This is a genomic window from Clostridium polynesiense, from assembly GCF_000820705.1.
Lineage (GTDB): Bacteria > Bacillota > Clostridia > Clostridiales > Clostridiaceae > Clostridium_AA > Clostridium_AA polynesiense.
Window position 1 is genome coordinate 1 of sequence record NZ_CCXI01000013.1, and the last position, 18,026, is coordinate 18,026.

At 34.1% G+C, this 18,026-nt stretch carries 17 protein-coding genes; 11 read left to right on the forward strand and 6 right to left on the reverse strand.

The genetic code is table 11. The features are described from left to right. Together TA89_RS02265 and TA89_RS02270 are read left to right on the forward strand one after the other, a co-directional pair. The coding region (locus TA89_RS02265) for a D-2-hydroxyacid dehydrogenase (RefSeq protein WP_040210489.1) at nucleotides 1-865 on the forward strand (865 nt) is incomplete at its 5' end. A 21-nt stretch (nucleotides 866-886) separates the two neighbouring features. Beyond that, nucleotides 887-1,369: a GAF domain-containing protein gene (locus TA89_RS02270; RefSeq protein WP_040210491.1), complete on the forward strand. Its 483-nt coding sequence runs from the start codon at nucleotides 887-889 to the stop codon at nucleotides 1,367-1,369. A gap of 123 nt (nucleotides 1,370-1,492) precedes the next feature. Here the strand turns inward: TA89_RS02270 and TA89_RS02275 are convergent, their stop codons facing one another. The 3 genes from TA89_RS02275 to TA89_RS02285 all read right to left on the reverse strand — a co-directional run bounded on the left by TA89_RS02275 (nucleotide 1,493) and on the right by TA89_RS02285 (nucleotide 5,205). Then, nucleotides 1,493-2,356 carry a 2-oxoacid:ferredoxin oxidoreductase subunit beta gene (locus tag TA89_RS02275; RefSeq protein WP_040210492.1) on the reverse strand — a complete coding sequence of 288 codons (864 nt, stop codon included), beginning with the start codon at nucleotides 2,354-2,356 and terminating at the stop codon, nucleotides 1,493-1,495. 1 nt (nucleotide 2,357) lies between these two features. Next, nucleotides 2,358-4,031: a 2-oxoacid:acceptor oxidoreductase subunit alpha gene (locus TA89_RS02280; protein ID WP_040210494.1), complete on the reverse strand. Its 1,674-nt coding sequence runs from the start codon at nucleotides 4,029-4,031 to the stop codon at nucleotides 2,358-2,360. 208 nt (nucleotides 4,032-4,239) lie between these two features. Beyond that, nucleotides 4,240-5,205: a tocopherol cyclase family protein gene (locus tag TA89_RS02285; protein ID WP_040210496.1), complete on the reverse strand. Its 966-nt coding sequence runs from the start codon at nucleotides 5,203-5,205 to the stop codon at nucleotides 4,240-4,242. 215 nt (nucleotides 5,206-5,420) lie between these two features. Between TA89_RS02285 and TA89_RS02290 the strand changes: the two genes are divergently transcribed. From TA89_RS02290 to TA89_RS02300, 3 genes are all read left to right on the forward strand, one after another. After that, nucleotides 5,421-5,699, forward strand: a complete 279-nt coding sequence (locus TA89_RS02290) for a hypothetical protein (protein WP_040210497.1) — start codon at nucleotides 5,421-5,423, stop codon at nucleotides 5,697-5,699. 197 nt (nucleotides 5,700-5,896) lie between these two features. Then, on the forward strand, nucleotides 5,897-7,024 hold the full coding sequence (locus TA89_RS02295; RefSeq protein ID WP_040210498.1) for an ABC transporter ATP-binding protein: 1,128 nt from the start codon (nucleotides 5,897-5,899) through the stop codon (nucleotides 7,022-7,024). Beyond that, nucleotides 7,025-8,596: an ABC transporter permease/substrate-binding protein gene (locus TA89_RS02300; RefSeq protein ID WP_040210500.1), complete on the forward strand. Its 1,572-nt coding sequence runs from the start codon at nucleotides 7,025-7,027 to the stop codon at nucleotides 8,594-8,596. Nucleotides 8,597-8,695: 99 nt separating this feature from the next. Here the strand turns inward: TA89_RS02300 and TA89_RS02305 are convergent, their stop codons facing one another. Both TA89_RS02305 and TA89_RS02310 read right to left on the reverse strand, forming a co-directional pair. Beyond that, nucleotides 8,696-9,202, reverse strand: a complete 507-nt coding sequence (locus tag TA89_RS02305; protein WP_040210502.1) for an amidase domain-containing protein — start codon at nucleotides 9,200-9,202, stop codon at nucleotides 8,696-8,698. A gap of 103 nt (nucleotides 9,203-9,305) precedes the next feature. Continuing rightward, complete coding sequence (locus TA89_RS02310; RefSeq protein WP_040210504.1) at nucleotides 9,306-10,463, reverse strand: amidase domain-containing protein; 1,158 nt, start codon at nucleotides 10,461-10,463, stop codon at nucleotides 9,306-9,308. Between the two features lie 151 nt (nucleotides 10,464-10,614). Between TA89_RS02310 and TA89_RS02315 the strand changes: the two genes are divergently transcribed. The 4 genes from TA89_RS02315 (at nucleotide 10,615) to TA89_RS02330 (ending at nucleotide 14,926) form a co-directional block, all read left to right on the forward strand. Beyond that, entirely contained in the window at nucleotides 10,615-11,979 is a 1,365-nt protein-coding gene (locus tag TA89_RS02315; RefSeq protein ID WP_040210505.1) for an MATE family efflux transporter, read from the forward strand. 74 nt (nucleotides 11,980-12,053) lie between these two features. Then, on the forward strand, nucleotides 12,054-13,529 hold the full coding sequence (locus tag TA89_RS02320; protein ID WP_040210506.1) for a leucyl aminopeptidase: 1,476 nt from the start codon (nucleotides 12,054-12,056) through the stop codon (nucleotides 13,527-13,529). An 81-nt stretch (nucleotides 13,530-13,610) separates the two neighbouring features. Further along, nucleotides 13,611-14,072: a peptide-methionine (R)-S-oxide reductase MsrB gene (gene msrB / locus TA89_RS02325; RefSeq protein ID WP_040210508.1), complete on the forward strand. Its 462-nt coding sequence runs from the start codon at nucleotides 13,611-13,613 to the stop codon at nucleotides 14,070-14,072. 146 nt (nucleotides 14,073-14,218) lie between these two features. Next, on the forward strand, nucleotides 14,219-14,926 hold the full coding sequence (locus TA89_RS02330) for a M15 family metallopeptidase (RefSeq protein WP_242850057.1): 708 nt from the start codon (nucleotides 14,219-14,221) through the stop codon (nucleotides 14,924-14,926). A 188-nt stretch (nucleotides 14,927-15,114) separates the two neighbouring features. Here the strand turns inward: TA89_RS02330 and TA89_RS02335 are convergent, their stop codons facing one another. Next, nucleotides 15,115-15,567 carry a Dps family protein gene (locus TA89_RS02335; protein WP_040210509.1) on the reverse strand — a complete coding sequence of 151 codons (453 nt, stop codon included), beginning with the start codon at nucleotides 15,565-15,567 and terminating at the stop codon, nucleotides 15,115-15,117. Between the two features lie 201 nt (nucleotides 15,568-15,768). Between TA89_RS02335 and TA89_RS02340 the strand changes: the two genes are divergently transcribed. Beyond that, on the forward strand, nucleotides 15,769-17,487 hold the full coding sequence (locus TA89_RS02340) for a glycoside hydrolase family 13 protein (protein ID WP_040210510.1): 1,719 nt from the start codon (nucleotides 15,769-15,771) through the stop codon (nucleotides 17,485-17,487). A gap of 215 nt (nucleotides 17,488-17,702) precedes the next feature. Then, nucleotides 17,703-18,020, forward strand: coding sequence for a hypothetical protein (locus TA89_RS02345; protein WP_040210511.1), 318 nt, complete (start codon nucleotides 17,703-17,705; stop codon nucleotides 18,018-18,020). The last annotated feature ends 6 nt before the right edge of the window (nucleotides 18,021-18,026 follow it).

An 18,026-nucleotide genomic window follows, 5' to 3' on the forward strand; every position in this document is an offset into this window, starting at 1 on the left:
AACCGAGGAAGAGGAAATATTGGAAAGGTGCCTTGGGGCTGAAGTAATAATAACCAATAAAACCCCTCTGAAAAAAGAGATTTTAGAAAAACTTACAGACTTAAAATACATAGGTGTTTTAGCCACAGGTTATGATGTGATAGATATAGAATTTGCCAGAAAAAAAGGCATACCTGTAGCTAATATACCCAATTACGGTAGTGAATCTGTAGCACAGCTTGTTTTTGCGTTTATTTTAGAATTTGCAAATAAGGTTCACCTCCATCATCAATCAATAAAGAAAGGTGAATGGGCTGAAAAAAATGAATTTTCCTATTTTAAGGCCCCTCTTATGGAAGTTAGCGGCAAAACTATAGGTATTATAGGTATGGGAGCCATAGGACAGCAGGTTGCCAAAATTGCCTTAGGTTTTAATATGAAGGTACTTGCCTTCAGCAGGACTAAAAAAGATTTTCTTCCGGAGGGGGAAATAGAGTGGGTATCCTTAGAGGAGTTATTAAAGAGAAGTGATTTTGTTACTTTGCATGTACCTTTAACAGATAAAACAGAAAATATGATAAATAAGAAAAGAATATCCTTAATGAAAGATACAGCTTATTTAATTAACACCTCTAGAGGTAAGCTAATTGTAGAAGAGGATTTAGCAGAAGCTTTAAAGGATAATAAAATAAAGGGAGCAGCTTTAGACGTGTTATCTCAAGAGCCTCCTACAGAGGATAATCCTATGCTGAAAGCTAAAAACTGCATACTGACCCCTCATATAGCCTGGGGGACAATAGAAGCAAGATCCAGATTAATGTCTATAGCTTATGATAATCTCAAGGCTTTCTTAGAAGGTAAGGCGGTAAATGTGGTAAATAAATAATATGAAACAGGGTGTGAATATATGTTTGACTTAAGTGTTTTTATAGGAATGACTCAAAAAGAAAAATATGAAAATATGCTTTTGATGCTGAAGGGAATCCTCCAGGGAGAAAAAGACGTAATCACAAACCTAAGCAATGCCAGTGCGGTTATAAATGCTTTATCTGAGGACGTAAGCTGGTGCGGATTTTACCTTCTAAAGGAGGGAGAATTAGTGCTTGGACCATTCCAGGGCCTTCCTGCCTGTACTAGAATCCCTATAGGAAAAGGTGTATGCGGCACCGCAGCAGAAAAAATGGAAACTATAATAGTAGAGGATGTAAATAGCTTTGAAGGACATATAGCCTGTGATGCAGCCTCCAATTCAGAAATAGTACTTCCTATAATCATAAACAATAGTATATATGGAGTTTTGGATATAGATAGTACAAGTATTGCACGTTTTGATGAAGAGGATAAATATTATCTTGAAAAGGCAGTGGAGATAATAAAGGAGAATTTATAAAGAAAAAGTTACTACCTCTAATAATGAGCATAAAACAGCCTCAGGATGAATTTAATATCCTGAGGCTTATTTTAATCATTAACAGCATAAATATTATTCTGTTATTTTAATTGTCTACATTTATTATAAGAATTGATTTATAAATGGTTCAACATTCTGTGGCGTCCATTGTCTGTCAACTAATGGCTTACCGGTGCTTAATGTTGGGTGTATATCATTGAAGGATGGTCTTCCTTCTTCTTTGTATATTATACCAAGAGGAATACCTTCATCTCCAAATTCGAAGGCTTTTTGAAGAGCCATCATCTTGTTTGTTGGATCATAGGATTCATCCAGCCTATAGCATCTGTCCTTATACCACTTAAAGGTGTTAACCTTATTAAAGGATACACAAGGCTGCATAATATCTATAAGGGCATAGCCGTTATGAGAAATAGCTGCCTTCAATATTTCTTTTAAACCTTCTTTATCGCCGGAGAAGCCTCTGGCTACAAAGGTAGCACCAACGGTAATTGCTAAAGCTAATGGATGGATAGGTTCTGACTGAACACCTTCAAACTGCATAGATGTCTTTTGACCTACAGCAGTAGTAGGGGAACCTTGTCCTTTAGTTAATCCGTAAATTTGGTTATTATGAACTATTTGAGTTAAATCTACATTCCTTCTCATTGCGTGGATAAGGTGGTTACCGCCTTCACCGTAACCATCACCGTCTCCTCCTGTAATAACAACCTTTAAATCATTGTTTGCCATTTTAATTGCCTGAGCAGGTGGAAGTGCTCTACCGTGTAATCCGTTAAAGACATTTGCCCTTATATAGTGTGGTGTTTTAGCAGCCTGACCTATACCGGAAACCATAACCAGGTTTTCAGGTAAGATTTCAAGCTCTGCAACGGCCTCTTTAATGGCACCTAATATTCCAAAGTTACCGCATCCAGGGCACCATTGATTTTCGTCATCTGAATGATATAATTTAAGATCTAACATCTTATAACACCTCGTTTCTAACTTTGCTGCAGATTTCTTCAGCATTTATCTGTCTTCCATCATATTTTAAAATGCTGTGATCCATTTGGATTGCTGTTTCCATAGTAATAAGCTTGCCAAGCTGTCCTGTATAATTCTGCTCTACATTAACTACTTTTTTAGCTATAGATTTATATTTATTTAACATTTCCTTTGGAAGAGGATATAAGTCTCCAAAGCTTAAGGCACCTACGTTAGCACCTTCTTTATTTAATGTTTCTACTGCTTCCTTTAATGGACCATAAGTTGAACCCCATCCAACAAGAAGTGTTTCGGGATTTTCAACCCCAAAATATTCAGGTTCCTGCATATCCTTTTCCATTAAGATAGCCTTTCTCATTCTCTTTTCCATCATTGCATTTCTGTCTTCAGCAGCTTCGATGATGTGTCCTTCTTCACTGTGTTCATCACTATCGACTAATACAACCTGTCCTTTAGCTTTTCCTGGTATTAATCTAGGTGAAATTCCGCTTTCAGTAATTTTATATCTCTTGTAAACTTCTCCTTCAGGAACTTCTCTTATAGAATGATCTTCTATCTTTAAGTTAGATAAATCATACTTAGGTATAGTGATATTGCTGTCTGCAACATATTGATCAGTTAAAAGAAGGACTATAGTCTGATACTTTTCAGCAAGGTTTAAAGCTCTGAAAGTCTGATAGAAAGCATCTTCAGCATTTCTTACAGACATAACCATTCTTGGAAACTCACCATGAGAAGCTGTAAGCATAAAGCTTAAGTCACTCTGCTCTGTCCTTGTAGGAAGTCCGGTAGCAGGTCCTGGTCTTTGTGAATCTACAACTACTAAAGGAATTTCTGCTATACCGCCAAGGCCTAAGGCTTCAACCATAAGTGAGAAACCTCCGCCTGAGCTTCCTGTCATAGCTCTGACGCCAGCATAAGAAGCTCCTAATGCCATGTTAATAGCTGCTATTTCATCTTCAGCCTGTTCAACAACTATTCCTGCTTTAACCTGATTCTTAGAAAGATAGGTCATAATTGATGTTGCAGGAGTCATTGGGTATGCGGAGTAATATGAAACACCGCCGGCTAAAGCTCCAAGTGCTATTGCATTATTACCGTTAATTAAAAGATGATTTTCATTAGTTCCGCTGCCTAAGTTGTGCTTCCTATCCACTAAATCATAACCGGCAAGAAATGCCTTTTTATTAGCTTCTTTAACATTCTCTTTAAACTTAGGGCTTATAAAGGAAAATTGCTCGTCATAATTAATGCCGAAGTACTTAACTACAGCACCGGCGGCAACCACACCTACAACTATAGGCATTTTAAGATCTCTTGCAATTTTCATTAATCCGAGCTTTGCTACTCTTGCATCTTCACCCTTTAAAGCTTCATCTGCTATGATAATTCCATCAGATTTTAACTGAGGAAGGTGAATATCAATAGTATTTTGATCAAGGGCAACAATAAGGTCAAGCTCATCAGCATGGCTATGAATAGGTTCATTTCCAAATCTAATCTGAATAAAGCTATGACCTCCTCTTACTCTAGACATTACATCTCTGTGCGAGTAAACATAAAAACCGCTTCTATTTAATATCTTCTCTAAAGTGGTGGCGATTGTGTCCATTCCCTGTCCAGCTGCTCCACCAATCAGTATATTATATTTCATTAAAAAACACCTCTATTCCAGATATTCATTCTGTTCATTACAAACCAATTATATATTTATATCTACTATTAGTCAATAATAATTATCAATTAATAATGAAAATATTTCCTTGCATTCCAAAAAAACATTTTTCTATATCATGATAACTATAATGATTTAATACGCTCTCAGTTTTGCCTATAATACTAAACAATACTGAGCTCTACTTTTAAAAGAACAATTTTTCAAAGTTACCTCCGTATTCAATTCCAGCCATAGCACCGGTTTCTTCCAGGATTAACTTTTTATCAGCTTTGGATTTTAAAGTTATCTTTACCTTAGAGGTTATGCTTTCTTTAACATAAGGATGCATATTGCTTCCTGTAGGGCCATGAAGCATGAGAAATTCCTCTCGGGAGGTCTCAGGCTCTACTGTTAGCTCATACCTTTTATTTACCGCTATAAGCTTTATATCCTTTTCTTTTTTTATAATATTTAGCTTACTTCTGTTAATAGTGGTAAATTTAATAAAGCTGTCATTTAGCTTCAATCCTATAAGGAAACCTCTGAAGCTTCCTAAGGGAAAAGGGATATGTGCTATGGAGCAGGTCAATGCAATTTGGTTTTTAAAGGAATTACTTTGTATCCAAAACCAAGAGTAGGGGAATTTTTTACCCCAATTTTTTTCAATATAGACTTTAGCATTACTTAATATAATTTTCTTATCATTTATATTGATTTCTCCGGTAGCTGTACCATCTAATGTACAAACCTGGCTGTAACATTCCATAAAAGACAGATAATTATAAAATCCCATGCTTCCAGGGTTTATTTTACTGTCTGGCCATTTAAAGATGCTGTTAAAGTCTAGATTTACATTTATGCAGCCGGTATTACCGGAGAGAGAAAGATGAATGCCTTCAAGAGAAAAACTGTTATTTTGTATAGAAATTTCAAATCTGTTTTTAGAAGCATTAAAGTCTCCTTCAGGGTATTGAAAAAATTCGAATTGATTTTCTATACCGTTTATATATTGAATGAATGAGTACTTCTCCTTGCCTTTTATTATCCCGGGTATAAAAGCAAGGGAAAGGTTACTGGCTTCATCAGTAATTTTAAAGTACCATCCTTCAAAAAAATCAGAGGTTTTATTATGACCATGGTACAAATCAGGATTTAATCTTTTGTTCGTCATAGTTCTTCTCCTTTCGCACCTTCTTATTTATATATTAACTTATTAATAAATTTCATATAGCAATAAACCATGAATAACTATTAAATAAATTGTAAACATTTGTTTTTTAGAACTTTTTTGTAAAGCAGTTATAATAATAAAGGTTTTGAGGCATGCTTTATATATGTTATAATAGGATATAATATTTTGGAGATTACAAAGACAAGGTTGTGATAATGATGGATTTTAGAAATATTTTTATTATTATAGCTGTCATTGCTGTTTTGATATTAGTAGGGATATTTATTGCAAATATGTTACCTTTAATATTAGTAATTGTTTTTATTGTATGGTTAAGTAAAAAACTAACTAAAAATAGAAATAAAGATTCCTTTAAAAATAAAGATCAGTCTAGTTTTAGCGAAGATAATATAAATTATAATGTTAAAAATAATAATAATGATATTAATAATAAAAAAGTTATAGATGTAGATTATGAAGAGGTGGATGAATAATCCATCTTTTTTATTTTACATTTTATTAATGCTGAATTAACAATATATATTCCTTTTATTGATAAAATTAACTTAAAATACTGAGCTTTTTAATAATATACTGACATCTTTGCTTTATTTAAATTACAGGAGGGTGATAAAAGCTGTATAGTATTTGAATTCCTTTTAGGAATAATTTTTATGTATAGGAGATTTTTATGATTAAATTTGAAAGCGTTTATAAGAAATATAAAGAAAACCAGGTACTAAAGGAAATTAATATGGAAATAAAAAAAGGAGAGATGGTTGTATTAATTGGACCAAGCGGCTGCGGTAAAACCACTTCTTTAAAAATGATTAACAGACTTATTGAACCATCCTCAGGGAGGATATTCATAGAAGGAAGGGATATTTCCGAGGAAGATCCTATTAAGCTGAGAAGGAAGATAGGATATGTAATACAGCAGACAGGTTTATTTCCTCATATGACTGTAGCAGAAAATATAGCACTTCTTCCCAGCCTCATGAAATGGGATAAAGATAAGGCTGTAAGCAGGGTAAAGGAGCTCCTTAATCTTATAGGTATGGAGCCTGGGGAATTTATGAACAGGTATCCCAGGGAACTAAGTGGGGGACAGCAGCAGAGAATTGGAGTTGCCAGAGCTTTTGCCGTTAACCCGGAAATTATACTTATGGATGAACCCTTTAGTGCTTTAGACCCTATAAACAGGGCTCAGCTTCAGGAGGAATTATTTAATCTCCAGCAGGAGCTGAAAAAGACAGTGGTATTTGTTACCCATGATATGGACGAAGCTTTAAAGCTTGGGGACAAAATAAGCATCATGAAGGAAGGAGAAATTCTCCAGTATAACACACCTGAAAATATACTTAGGAATCCATCTCAGGGTTTTGTTTCAGAATTTATAGGAAAGAACAGAATACTTAATCATTCAGATTATATAAAAGCCACTGATGTTATGATAGATAGGCCTGTAAAGGCGCAGAAAAACAGAACTGTTATACAGGGAATGGAAATAATGAAGGAAAATAATGTGGACAGTATACTCATTACAGACAGAGGGTTTAATCTGGAGGGTATAGTAACTTTAAAGGATCTTCAAAGGAACTTCCCATCAGATGTGACTCTGGGAGATATAATGTCAAAAAATCTTATTACAGTTATGGAGGATGACTCAATCTCAGAAGTATTAGATAAAATGAATAATAATTCTATTTCCTTTATACCTGTTATAACCTATGAAAATAAGCTTTTAGGACTTATAACCAAAAGCTCCCTTCTTAAAGTTATAGGCAGCAGCATTTCAAAGGAAAAGGAGGAGCTTTAAATGTCAGGAAATATTTTTTCGAAATTTATAGAGTTTGTTATAAGCAGAAAAGGGGAACTTTTTTCTTTAATTTTTCAGCATGTAAGCTTAACCTTTATAGCGGTATTAGTGGCATCAGCAATAGGAATTCCTTTGGGAATATTAATCGCTAAAAGAAGGAGTGCAGCAGGAGCTGTGCTTGGAACTTCAAACATTATACAGGCAATACCAAGTTTAGCTCTTTTGGGATTCTTAATCCCTTTCCTTGGGATAGGATCAAAACCTGCTATTATAATGGTACTTCTTTATTCTCTATTACCTATAGTTAAAAACACTTATATAGGCATAAGCAATATAAGTCCGGATATCATTGAAGCGGCAAAGGGAATGGGAATGACGGAAGGTGAGCTTCTTAGAAAAATACAACTTCCTTTGGCGATGCCTATTATTATGGCGGGGATTAGAATTTCTGCAGTTACTGCCGTGGGATTAATGACTATTGCAGCACTTATAGGAGCCGGGGGCCTTGGATATATGATTTATTCAGGTGTACAGACCGTTAATAATATGATGATACTGGCAGGAGCTATACCAGCCTGTATTCTGGCTTTGCTGGTGGACTTTATACTTGGAAAATTCGAGGATATAGTAACTCCTGACGGAATAAAGGAAAATGGTAAAAAAAGCAGCAGGAGAAGCAAAAATATAATTAAATTTTCATCCATAGCATTAGCGCTTACTATCATAGTAACTTCAGCTGTTAACTATTTTAATAACAGAAATAAAATCGTTGTAGGTTCTAAGCTTTTTAATGAAGGAGTTATCCTTGCCCATATGATGGGAGATTTAATAGAGGAGCATACAGACCTAAAGGTTGAGAGAAAACTCAAGCTGGGAGGTACTTTAATAGCTTTTGAAGCTTTGAAAAGCAAACAGATAGATACCTATGTAGAATATACCGGAACAGCCTATGTAAGCATATTGAATAAAAAGTCTGAAAGCGATGAAAAAAAGGTATATAACGAAACACAGCAGGAGCTTAAGGATAAATTTGATATAAAGGTGTTAGAACCTTTGGGCTTTAACAACACTTATGTCATAGCGATGAAACAGGAGATAGCTTCAAAATATAATCTAAATACTATGTCTGATTTAGCTAAAGTAAGCGGTGATATTATATTAGGACCTACCATTGAATTTGCTAATAGAGAAGATGGATTAATAGGGATTAAAAAGCTCTATAATATGGATTTCAAAGAGGTTATGCCCATGGAAGCAGGCCTTAGGTATAATGCTATAGAAACGAATAAAATTCATGCCCTAGATGCATATTCTACCGACGGGCTTTTAAAGGCTATGAACCTAAAGGTTCTAGAAGATGATAAAAAGCTGTTTCCTCCTTATCAGGCAATACCTATAATAAATAATGAAGTTTTAGAAAAGCATCCGGAATTAGAAGAAGTCATAAATATGCTGGCGGGAGCCATAGACGATGAAGCTATGAGAGAAATGAACTATAAAGTAGATAAGCTTGGTGAGGATCCAAGAACCGTTGCCAGGGAATTTTTAAAATCAAAAGACCTCGTTAAATAGTGACTTTAAATATAATTTGTCCCCAATGTCAGGTGCCAGGCACCTGACATTGGGGACAACTATCTTTCCTTTACTTTTATTAATTGAATAGAAATTGTTTTAAAAATAAATACTCATAAAGTGCATGGATTTTACGCTGTAGGGCTTAAGATAGGGAACATTTTTTAAGTCCTGTGTATGCTGAGAAATCAAAGGAGAGCCCCTGGAAAAGTCCGTTACTATGGCTGAATGAAAAATTTTATTTTGAAAGTTTTCGTAAAAGATTATATCTCCGGGAAGCAGTGATTCTGCTTTGCGTTCTTCCTTTGCCTTAACTCCCTTTAAGCTGTCTTTAGTATTAATCATTATGTTCCAATAGAGGGAAGAGGCAATACTCCAGCTAAAGGACCAGCTGTGATAGGTGGAAGCACCGGAATTGTTTCTTTTGTACCACCAGGGATTAATGTCATACATCATTTCTGCTCCCCCGGCTAAAAGGCATTGAGAGATAAAATTAGTACAATCTCCTCCGGAATCATTTTCTGAATAAAAGTATCTGAATATGGGATTTGGTTTCAATGCATATTTAAGGGCATATTCTACGGAAAGCTCTCTATTATACACCATAACCTCCTCAAATAATTACTGTTATTTTAGATTATTCACTTAAGTATAAAAGGTGATATGAATTTGTCAGGTGCCTGGCACCTGACAAATTCATATCAAAGGTTTAATATCGGATTTTTATAAGGTAAAAGCTGATATTTTTATTGCCCCAACCTAAATCAAAAGGAACATGATACCTATCTGTAGTATGTGAGTTGATTAAGGGATAGCCTCGGCTGTCAAAGGAGGTAACTATAGCGAAATGGTCTATATCGCTGCCTTTTGCATAGCAAATAACATCTCCATAGTTAAGCTTTGAAAAGATACTTTCCATATTTTCAGTTTTAGGAACAAGATCTTTAAAAGCTGCTTTTTTTAAAAGCCTTCCTTTTCCTGAGTAAAACAGATAATTTTTAAATGCATCAGCATTAACCCATGCGCTGCTGCCTTCTGCCTGGCCATATTTAGGATAGTTACAGTGCCATCCTCCCTGCTGTTTTAATCCTGCACCTTCTTTATCACCAAGGCACTGTGATACAAAATTTGTGCAGTTACCCCCGGCTCCGGTATAATTTTTATACTTTTTATTATATTTAGCTGGGTTATTGCTTGCCCATACTATCCCGCAGTATTTATCCCCGTAATCTACCGCTTTTTTTCTTTTTGTATTTTCTGAAGTATTTTCAAGGTCCATAAGAGCTGCTCTTTTTATTGAGGGAATAGGATATATCTCTGGAAAACATTCTTTAATATCTTCAGCAGCGCTGTTTATATCCTTTAAGGCATCTTCAAAGCAGTCTGTATACCAATCCCAGTTAATAATCCATAGACCATCTTTTTTTATCAGATCTACTCCATGAATAAGTCCTACTCCAAAAGTATTTATAACAGATTCTTCGTCATCCTTATATACATATTCAAATTTATAGTATTCGTTTAAAGATACCTTAGCGCCATTTTTATAGGGATTAATCTTTCTAAATTCCAAATCTGATGTTACTGAAGTGAATTTTATACCTCTTTCATCTGCCCATTTTTTAAGATATTTTACCCTTCTTACCTCATGATCTAAAGCCCAGCCTCCATACCTGCTCACCTTATTATAGTATTTTGGAAGCTCGCTTACTTTTCCATTTATAAATACTTCGTTTCTAAGCTGATAAATGGTTTCTACAGCTTTTTTTATTTCCTCCCTTTCGGTGCTCTCTATAGCCTTACAGGGCAGAGGAAGGACAAAAAGCAATAGTAAGGTTAATATGGTGGTTAATTTAAAAGCCTTCATATAATCACCTGCAATATTTTATTATCTTCTAAACCTATTTAAAAAGTTAATATTCAATAGTATTCCATATTGTTTTAGATATTACACAAATAAATTTTTCCATTGATAAATATAAATATAAAGAACCAGTATTACTGCAGGAGTAAATTTAATGAACAGCAAAATAAAGTACAGGATAATGGAAACCTCTATTCCATTAATAACTCAAATAACTTTAACAACTTTAATGGGAATAATAGACCTTATGATGATAGGTTACAGCGGCGGCAATAAAGCCGTAAGCACAATATCATTAAGTCTCAGCTTTATTCAGGTGATTATTACGATAATTGCATCTTCAGGCTTTTCTGTGGGAGTTATATCCCTTATATCCAGATATTATGGAAACAGAAATGAAAAAAAGATGGAAGCTCTATGTAATATATCCCTTATACTTGGTGTACTGCTTGCTTTGGTTATATGCTTATTCTTTAAATTTTTCAGCAGGAGTCTTCTTATATTTGGAGGAGCTAAAAAAGAGGTGCTCATCTACGGAGAATATTATATAAATTTGATAATTACCGCTTCAGGTCTTCAATGTCTTTTAATAATGGTATCTTCAATATACATAGGTATTGGCAATACAAAAATTCCTTTGACGGCAAATTTTTTTATATTTATAACTAAAATACTCACAGGATACTTACTTATTGTTAAATCAAGAAGCTTCCATGAGGTGGTTTGGTCAGCAGGAGTTTCTTACAATGCTGCTTACGGAATAGGAACAGCGTTTATAGTGCTTCATTATTTTATTCATCCTCCGGTAAAAGCGGATATAAAAAATATAGTTAATATCAAGCTGAAGGACATCTATGAGCTTATAAGGCTCAGTATTCCTTCCTCTTTAGAAGAAGCCTTCTACAGCATAAGCCGTCTGCTTGGAAATATTATAATAATGTATCAGGGAAGTATACCTTACGCTGCCAACGAAATTGCTAATTCAGTAGAAGGGATATCTGTGATGCCGGGAATTGGTTTTGGAATAGCCGCTACTTCTATAGTTGGAATGTATTTTGGAGAGAAAAAGCGAAAAGAAATAAAGCTGTCAGCTGATTACTGCGCTTTTTGGGCTGCTCTTTTAATGACTGTATGTTCAGTATTTTTTCTTCTAATACCAGAATTTTTGGTATCCTCCTTCAGCAGAAATAATAAGGATGAAATGCTGGAGCTAGCGTCCAAATGTTTAATGATAGGAGCTTTGGAGCAGCCCTTTATAGCTTTATCCTCAGTATATGCAGGAGCTCTTAAAGGTCTGGGTGATACTAAATCTCCTATGATAGTATCCATATTTACAGGATGGATTATAAGATTGCCTTTAATATATCATTTTATTTTAATTAAAAATTACAGCGTCATCGCTGTGTGGTGGATAACTGCACTGCAGTGGGCAGCAGATGCTCTTTGCTTAATTATAATATTTAAATATAAATATGGGAAAATTAAAAATGTGGCTTATAGAAAGATAGCTAATTTTTAAGTATATTTAAAAAGCTATTTCATTTTGATAATGATTATTATATAATAAAGTCAAATGACTTATGAGGTGATAAAATGAAAATAGTAATACAGCCGGAAAGACATTCGGAGATATTAATGGAAGTGATTCCGGTATTTGAAGGAGGAAAGGTACTTCACGTATGCAACAGCTGTGCAGCAAGAGTTCAAAGATTTATTAAATTTGGAAGATTTGATGCTTCTTTAGGAAGCACTTATAAATTTACAAAGGAGAAGGATCTTGGAGCTATAAAAGAAGAAGTATACGTTGGTCTTGGCAAAGAGGAAGAAATAACTTCAGAAAGAATTAGAAAAGCTGTATCAATGGCTATAAAAGAAGTTAAAAAGCTGAATGTTGAAAAGGCAACAGTAAGATTTATAGATTTAGATGACATCTCCACAGAGGAAGTGGTTAAAGCCATTGCTGAAGGAGCTGTTTTAGGGAATTATGAATTTAATAATTATAAAAAAATTAAAGAAGGAAGAGTTTTCCTAAATGAAATAAGAATAGCTTCAGTTGCTCAGGAAAAGGTAGAGGCTGCAGAAAAAGCCTTACAAGAAGCTGAATTACTTATAAATTCAACTATATTTGCAAGAAATCTCGTTAATGAACCTGCAAATGTACTTATTCCGGAAGAGCTGGCAGCAAGAGCAATGGCAGCAGGAAAGGAATCAGGATTCCAGGTGGAAATTATGGATAAAAACCAAATTGAAGCTTTGGGAATGAAAGCATATCTTGAAGTAGCTAAAGGTTCTGTAAATGAACCTAAGCTTATTGTTATGAGATATTTCGGTGATGAAGAAAATAAAGAGGATGTAACTGCTTTGGTAGGTAAGGGACTTACCTTTGATACAGGAGGTTACTCACTTAAACCTAATGATTCAATGGTGAATATGAAAAGTGATATGGGAGGTGCTGCTGCGGTTATAGGAGCTATATCTGCTATAGCAAAGGCAAAGCTGAAAGCAAATGTGGTAGCTGTAGTAGCAGCCTGTGAGAATGTTATTTCAGGAGGGTCTTACAAGCCCGGTGACATAATAGGCTCTATGTCAGGAAAACACATAGAAATAGTAAATACAGATGCAGAAGGAAGATTAACCCTTGCTGATGCCGTTTACTATGCTGCAGAAAAAGAAAAGGCTTCAAGAATCATAGACGTTGCAACGTTGACAGGAGCAGCTCTTATAGCTCTTGGAACCTCTACTACAGCAGTTGTAACCAATAATCAAGAGCTTTATAATAAACTGCAGTCAGCTGCAGACAGCTGTGGAGAAAGAGTTTGGCAGCTTCCTGCCTTTGAGGAATATAAAGAATTAAACAAATCCTCTGTAGCAGATATTAAAAATGCAGGAGGTAGATTGGCAGGCACTATTACTGCAGGGCTTTTTATAGGAGAATTTGTAAAGGATACTCCATGGATGCACTTGGATGTAGCAGGGACAGCCTGGTCTGATGTAGAAAAAGCATATATAACCAAAGGCGGTACAGGAGCTGCTGTAAGATCTCTGTACTACTTTGTTAAAAATAACTAGAAATAATGGTCTGAAGTCAATAATGCTTCAGACCATTTAATCTAAGCAGGTAAAGTCTATAAGGAAATGGAGGTATTATTTATGAAGGATAAGGATATTAAAGAATATAAAAAGCCCTCTCAAGAGGAAATAAAAGAAAAGCTCAATGAAATTCAATATAAGGTTACCCAGGAAAATGGAACAGAACCCCCTTTCAGAAATGAATTTTGGGACCATTTTGAGGAAGGAATTTATGTTGATATTGTGACCGGAGAACCTTTATTCTCCTCCTTGGATAAATTTGACTCCTCCTGCGGATGGCCTTCATTTACGAAACCTTTAGAAAAGAAAAATATAAAAGAAAAAGCTGATTTCAGCTTTAACATGCACAGAATAGAGGTTAGAAGCTCTCAGGGAAAATCTCATCTGGGTCACGTATTTACTGATGGACCTCTGGATAAAGGAGGGTTAAGATACTGTATAAACAGTGCCTCCTTAAGATTTATACCTAAAAGTAAGCTGGCAGAAGAGGGATACGGAGAGTATCTGAATTTATTTAAATAAACTGTTATATAAAAGTATTTCTTTATCCTGGATAATGGTAAAGAAATGCTTTTTCTTCTTACAAAATTGTAATGTTAAATTAATCCTGCAGTAAGAATAAAGCTTTACAATATAATAAGCAGGTTATTATGTAAGGAGAGATAGGAATGAAGAAGTCAGCTGCAGTATTATTAACAATCTTAGTAATGTTAGTTTCCATAGGAGCATTGGTTCAAATATCCCCTGATAATATGAAAATCAGGTTAAAGCTTCCGGAAAGCTTTATTAAAAAGGAAAAGACAATAAAAAATCCTGAGGATATAATGGTGTTAGTAAATAGAAGGTACAAACTATCTGAAGATTATAAACCTAAAAATATGGTAATACCGAAGGTGAAATTTTCAAATAATATTACCGCAGAGGAAAAACAAATGAGAAAGGAAACTGCAGATGCTATAGAGGAGTTATTCAATGCAGCAAAGAAAAACAGCATGGAATTATATGTAGTGTCTGCGTATAGATCTTATGAAACTCAAAAGGGATTGTATGAGGAGAGGGTTTCTCAAAGAGGTAAAAAAGAGGCGGATAAATATGTAGCAGAACCAGGAAGCAGTGAGCACCAAACAGGATTGGCAGTGGATGTTACAAATAAACTAGGCAGTAAAGGACAGCTTCAGCAGGATTTTGGACAAACTAAGGAGGGAAAATGGTTAAAAAGCAATTGCCATAAATATGGATTTATTATCAGATATCCTTATGGTAAGGAGAAAATTACAGGATATAACTATGAACCCTGGCATATAAGATATGTGGGTAAAAAAACCGCAGAGGAAATATTTGAAAAAGATATAGTTCTTGAGGAAATGAAAAAATAAATAATAGCAAGCAGAATAGCATTAGAGACTTTAGGTGTAAGAACTTTTCAAATTGTACAAATAAAAACCTTCCCCATTAATGAAACAATCAGATTAATAGGGAAGGTTTATTAGTTATTTACATAAAGCATATACAATATTTTTAATAACTTCCTGTTTTATGTTTAAACAGGAAGGGTATAAAATTTTTATCCTTCGTAGGAATCCAGCATCCATATATATTTATCATATTTTGTTTTTAATTCAATAAGCATATCATTTGTAACGTCATCTCCCAGCTCTTCTGTTAAAGCTATGAGCTCATCAGTATGCTGTGAAATATGTTTAAAGTCTTCTTTTAACTGAGAAACTGATTCTTTAGTTGAAATAGGCTCACTTTTTCTATTTTTAAGTGTAGCCAATTTTACATACTCTTCTGTGTTGGCTATAGGCTTATAACCCATTATTAATAATCTTTCAGCTACTAAATCATAATCCTGTGCTACAGCTGTATAATATTCTTCATATTGCTTATGAAGCTGGAAGAATCCTGTACCTTCAATATACCAGTGATAATTATGAATTTTAGTATATAGAATACTTAGATTTGATACATACACATTCAGTTCATCTACTAATTTTTTAATATCTTGTTTTGCCATAAAATAAAACCTCCTTAAATTTTCCCCGTTACTGATTTTTTTAAATATCTTTAATAAAGAGTATAGAGTACAAATAAATAATTTTTCTTAACTGCATTTAAATAAACCGTTAAAATATAATTTTTAATGGTTATTTAACAGCTTATTAATATGTTTTGTTTATAATAAAACCATTATAATTTACCATAGGGAGGAAATTAGATGAATAAACATGCAATACATCACATTACAGACGTTCCTTATGTTTATGGGAAAAATACAGAAATTTTAATAGTTAAGCTTAGGGCCGCCTCAAAGGAGATAAAAAACTGCAGGATATATTATAAAGATAGATATGATTTTAATGGAGAATTCAAAGTTAATGAAATGTATAAAGTTCTTGAAACAGAGCTGTTTGATTTTTATGAAGCAGAGATTTTTATAGAGGAAAAAAGGTACAGGTATTTTTTCGAAGTAGAGGATTTTAACGGAGAAGTTATATATTATAACGAAAGAGGAGTGATAGAAAAGAAACCTTCAGAGGATAATGCCTTCATTTACCCATATTTAGCCATAGGTGATTTGTATGAAGAGGTGAAATGGGCTCAGGAAGGTATTGTGTATCAAATATTTCCTGACAGATTCAATAACGGAGATACTTCTAACGACCCTGAGGGGGTAAAGCCTTGGGGAGATAAGGTTACAATAGATAATATGTTTGGTGGAGACTTACAGGGAATAATAGATAAACTTGATTATTTTAAGGATCTTGGCGTAACTATGATTTATATGACACCAATTTTCCTGTCCCAGTCTAATCATAAATATAATACTCGTGACTACTATAAAATAGATCCTTGCTTTGGTGATGCTGGCAAAGCTAGAGAATTGGTAAATAAGTGTCATGCAGCAGGAATTAAGGTGATTTTTGATGCGGTATTTAATCATTCGGGACATGATTTTTTTGCTTTTAAAGACGTAATGGAAAAAGGTCAGAAATCTAAATATAAAAGCTGGTACTTTATAAATGATTATCCTATAAATACTGAAAACCCTAATTATATAACCTTTTCTAATTATGAAAGTACAATGCCTAAATTAAACACAAGTAATCCTGAAGTTAAAAACTATCTTTTAGAGGTAGGAGAATTTTGGATTAAGGAAGCCCAAATAGACGGATGGAGACTTGATGTAAGCGACGAAATTGATCACAGCTTTTGGAGAGCCTTCAGAGAGAGGATTAAAAAGGCAAATGAGGAGGCTTTTATAATAGGAGAGATAATGCATGAGGGAGCCTCTTTTTTAAGAGGAGATCAGATGGATAGCATAATGAATTATCCTTTTAGGCAGATGTGCCTTGATTTTTTTGCAAGAAGGTGCATATCTGCATCAGAGTTGAACCATATATTGGAAACAAACAGAAGTTTATACACTCATAGCATAAATAAACAGATGCTGAACTTAATAGACAGCCATGATACGCCAAGATTTCTTACAGAATGTGAAGGTGATGTAAAAAGGATGAAACTTGCGGTAGCTCTCCAGTATACTTATATAGGTATTCCTTATATATATTATGGAGATGAGATAGGGATGGAAGGAGGAGCAGATCCGGATTCCAGAAGATGCATGGTTTGGGAAGATGAAAATCAGAATAAGGAGTTGTTTAATTTCTACAAAAAATTAAACTACATCAGAAAAAACAATAAAGCTTTAGTTCATGGAAACTATAAAAATATGTTTAAAAAGGATAATATACTGGCTTTTAAGAGAGAAACGAAATTGGAAAATCTGTATATAGCTATAAATAACAATTATGAAGAAAAAAACTTAAAGGTAGATTTTTCTGAAGGCTTTGACTTATATGAGGAGAAGGAAATAGAAATTAAGAATAATGAGATAAAATTAGAGCCTATGAGCTTTAGAATAATAAAAATGTAACTAATAAGGAAATTTATAATATTTAAAATGATGAAGTAAGGTTCATTGGTGCCTTGGTTCATCATTTTTATTTATTGTATCTAAAACTACTTATTACGAGTTTTAATTAGAAATTTCTCTGTGAAAGTACAGCTTTTTTTCTTTTAAGCAATAATAGCAATCACCTTAACAGTTTATTACACATATTATGTATTAGAACAACGGAGGTGAAAAAGATGAACTTCGACATAGAGGATTTAAGCACTCCTACTACCTGCTACTTTAACGGTACCATTAAGGTTTTTTCATTTTTGTGGCGAGGAAGATGCCTAGAGCCCCAGGAGAATATAAGGATAAGGCTTTTTAAAGAAGGTGAAAGCTGCGCTGTAAGAGAGGGAAGAACCAATTGTCAAGGGGAAATAGTATTTGAGGGGCTGGAAAAAGGTATCTACAACGTAAAAGCTGATGTAAATCAACAGAGATTTCTTCCTCCAATTTACAAACCAAGTTCTAGAGTAAGAACTTGGAACCTGGAAATATATTTCAGGAGGTAGGTGTTG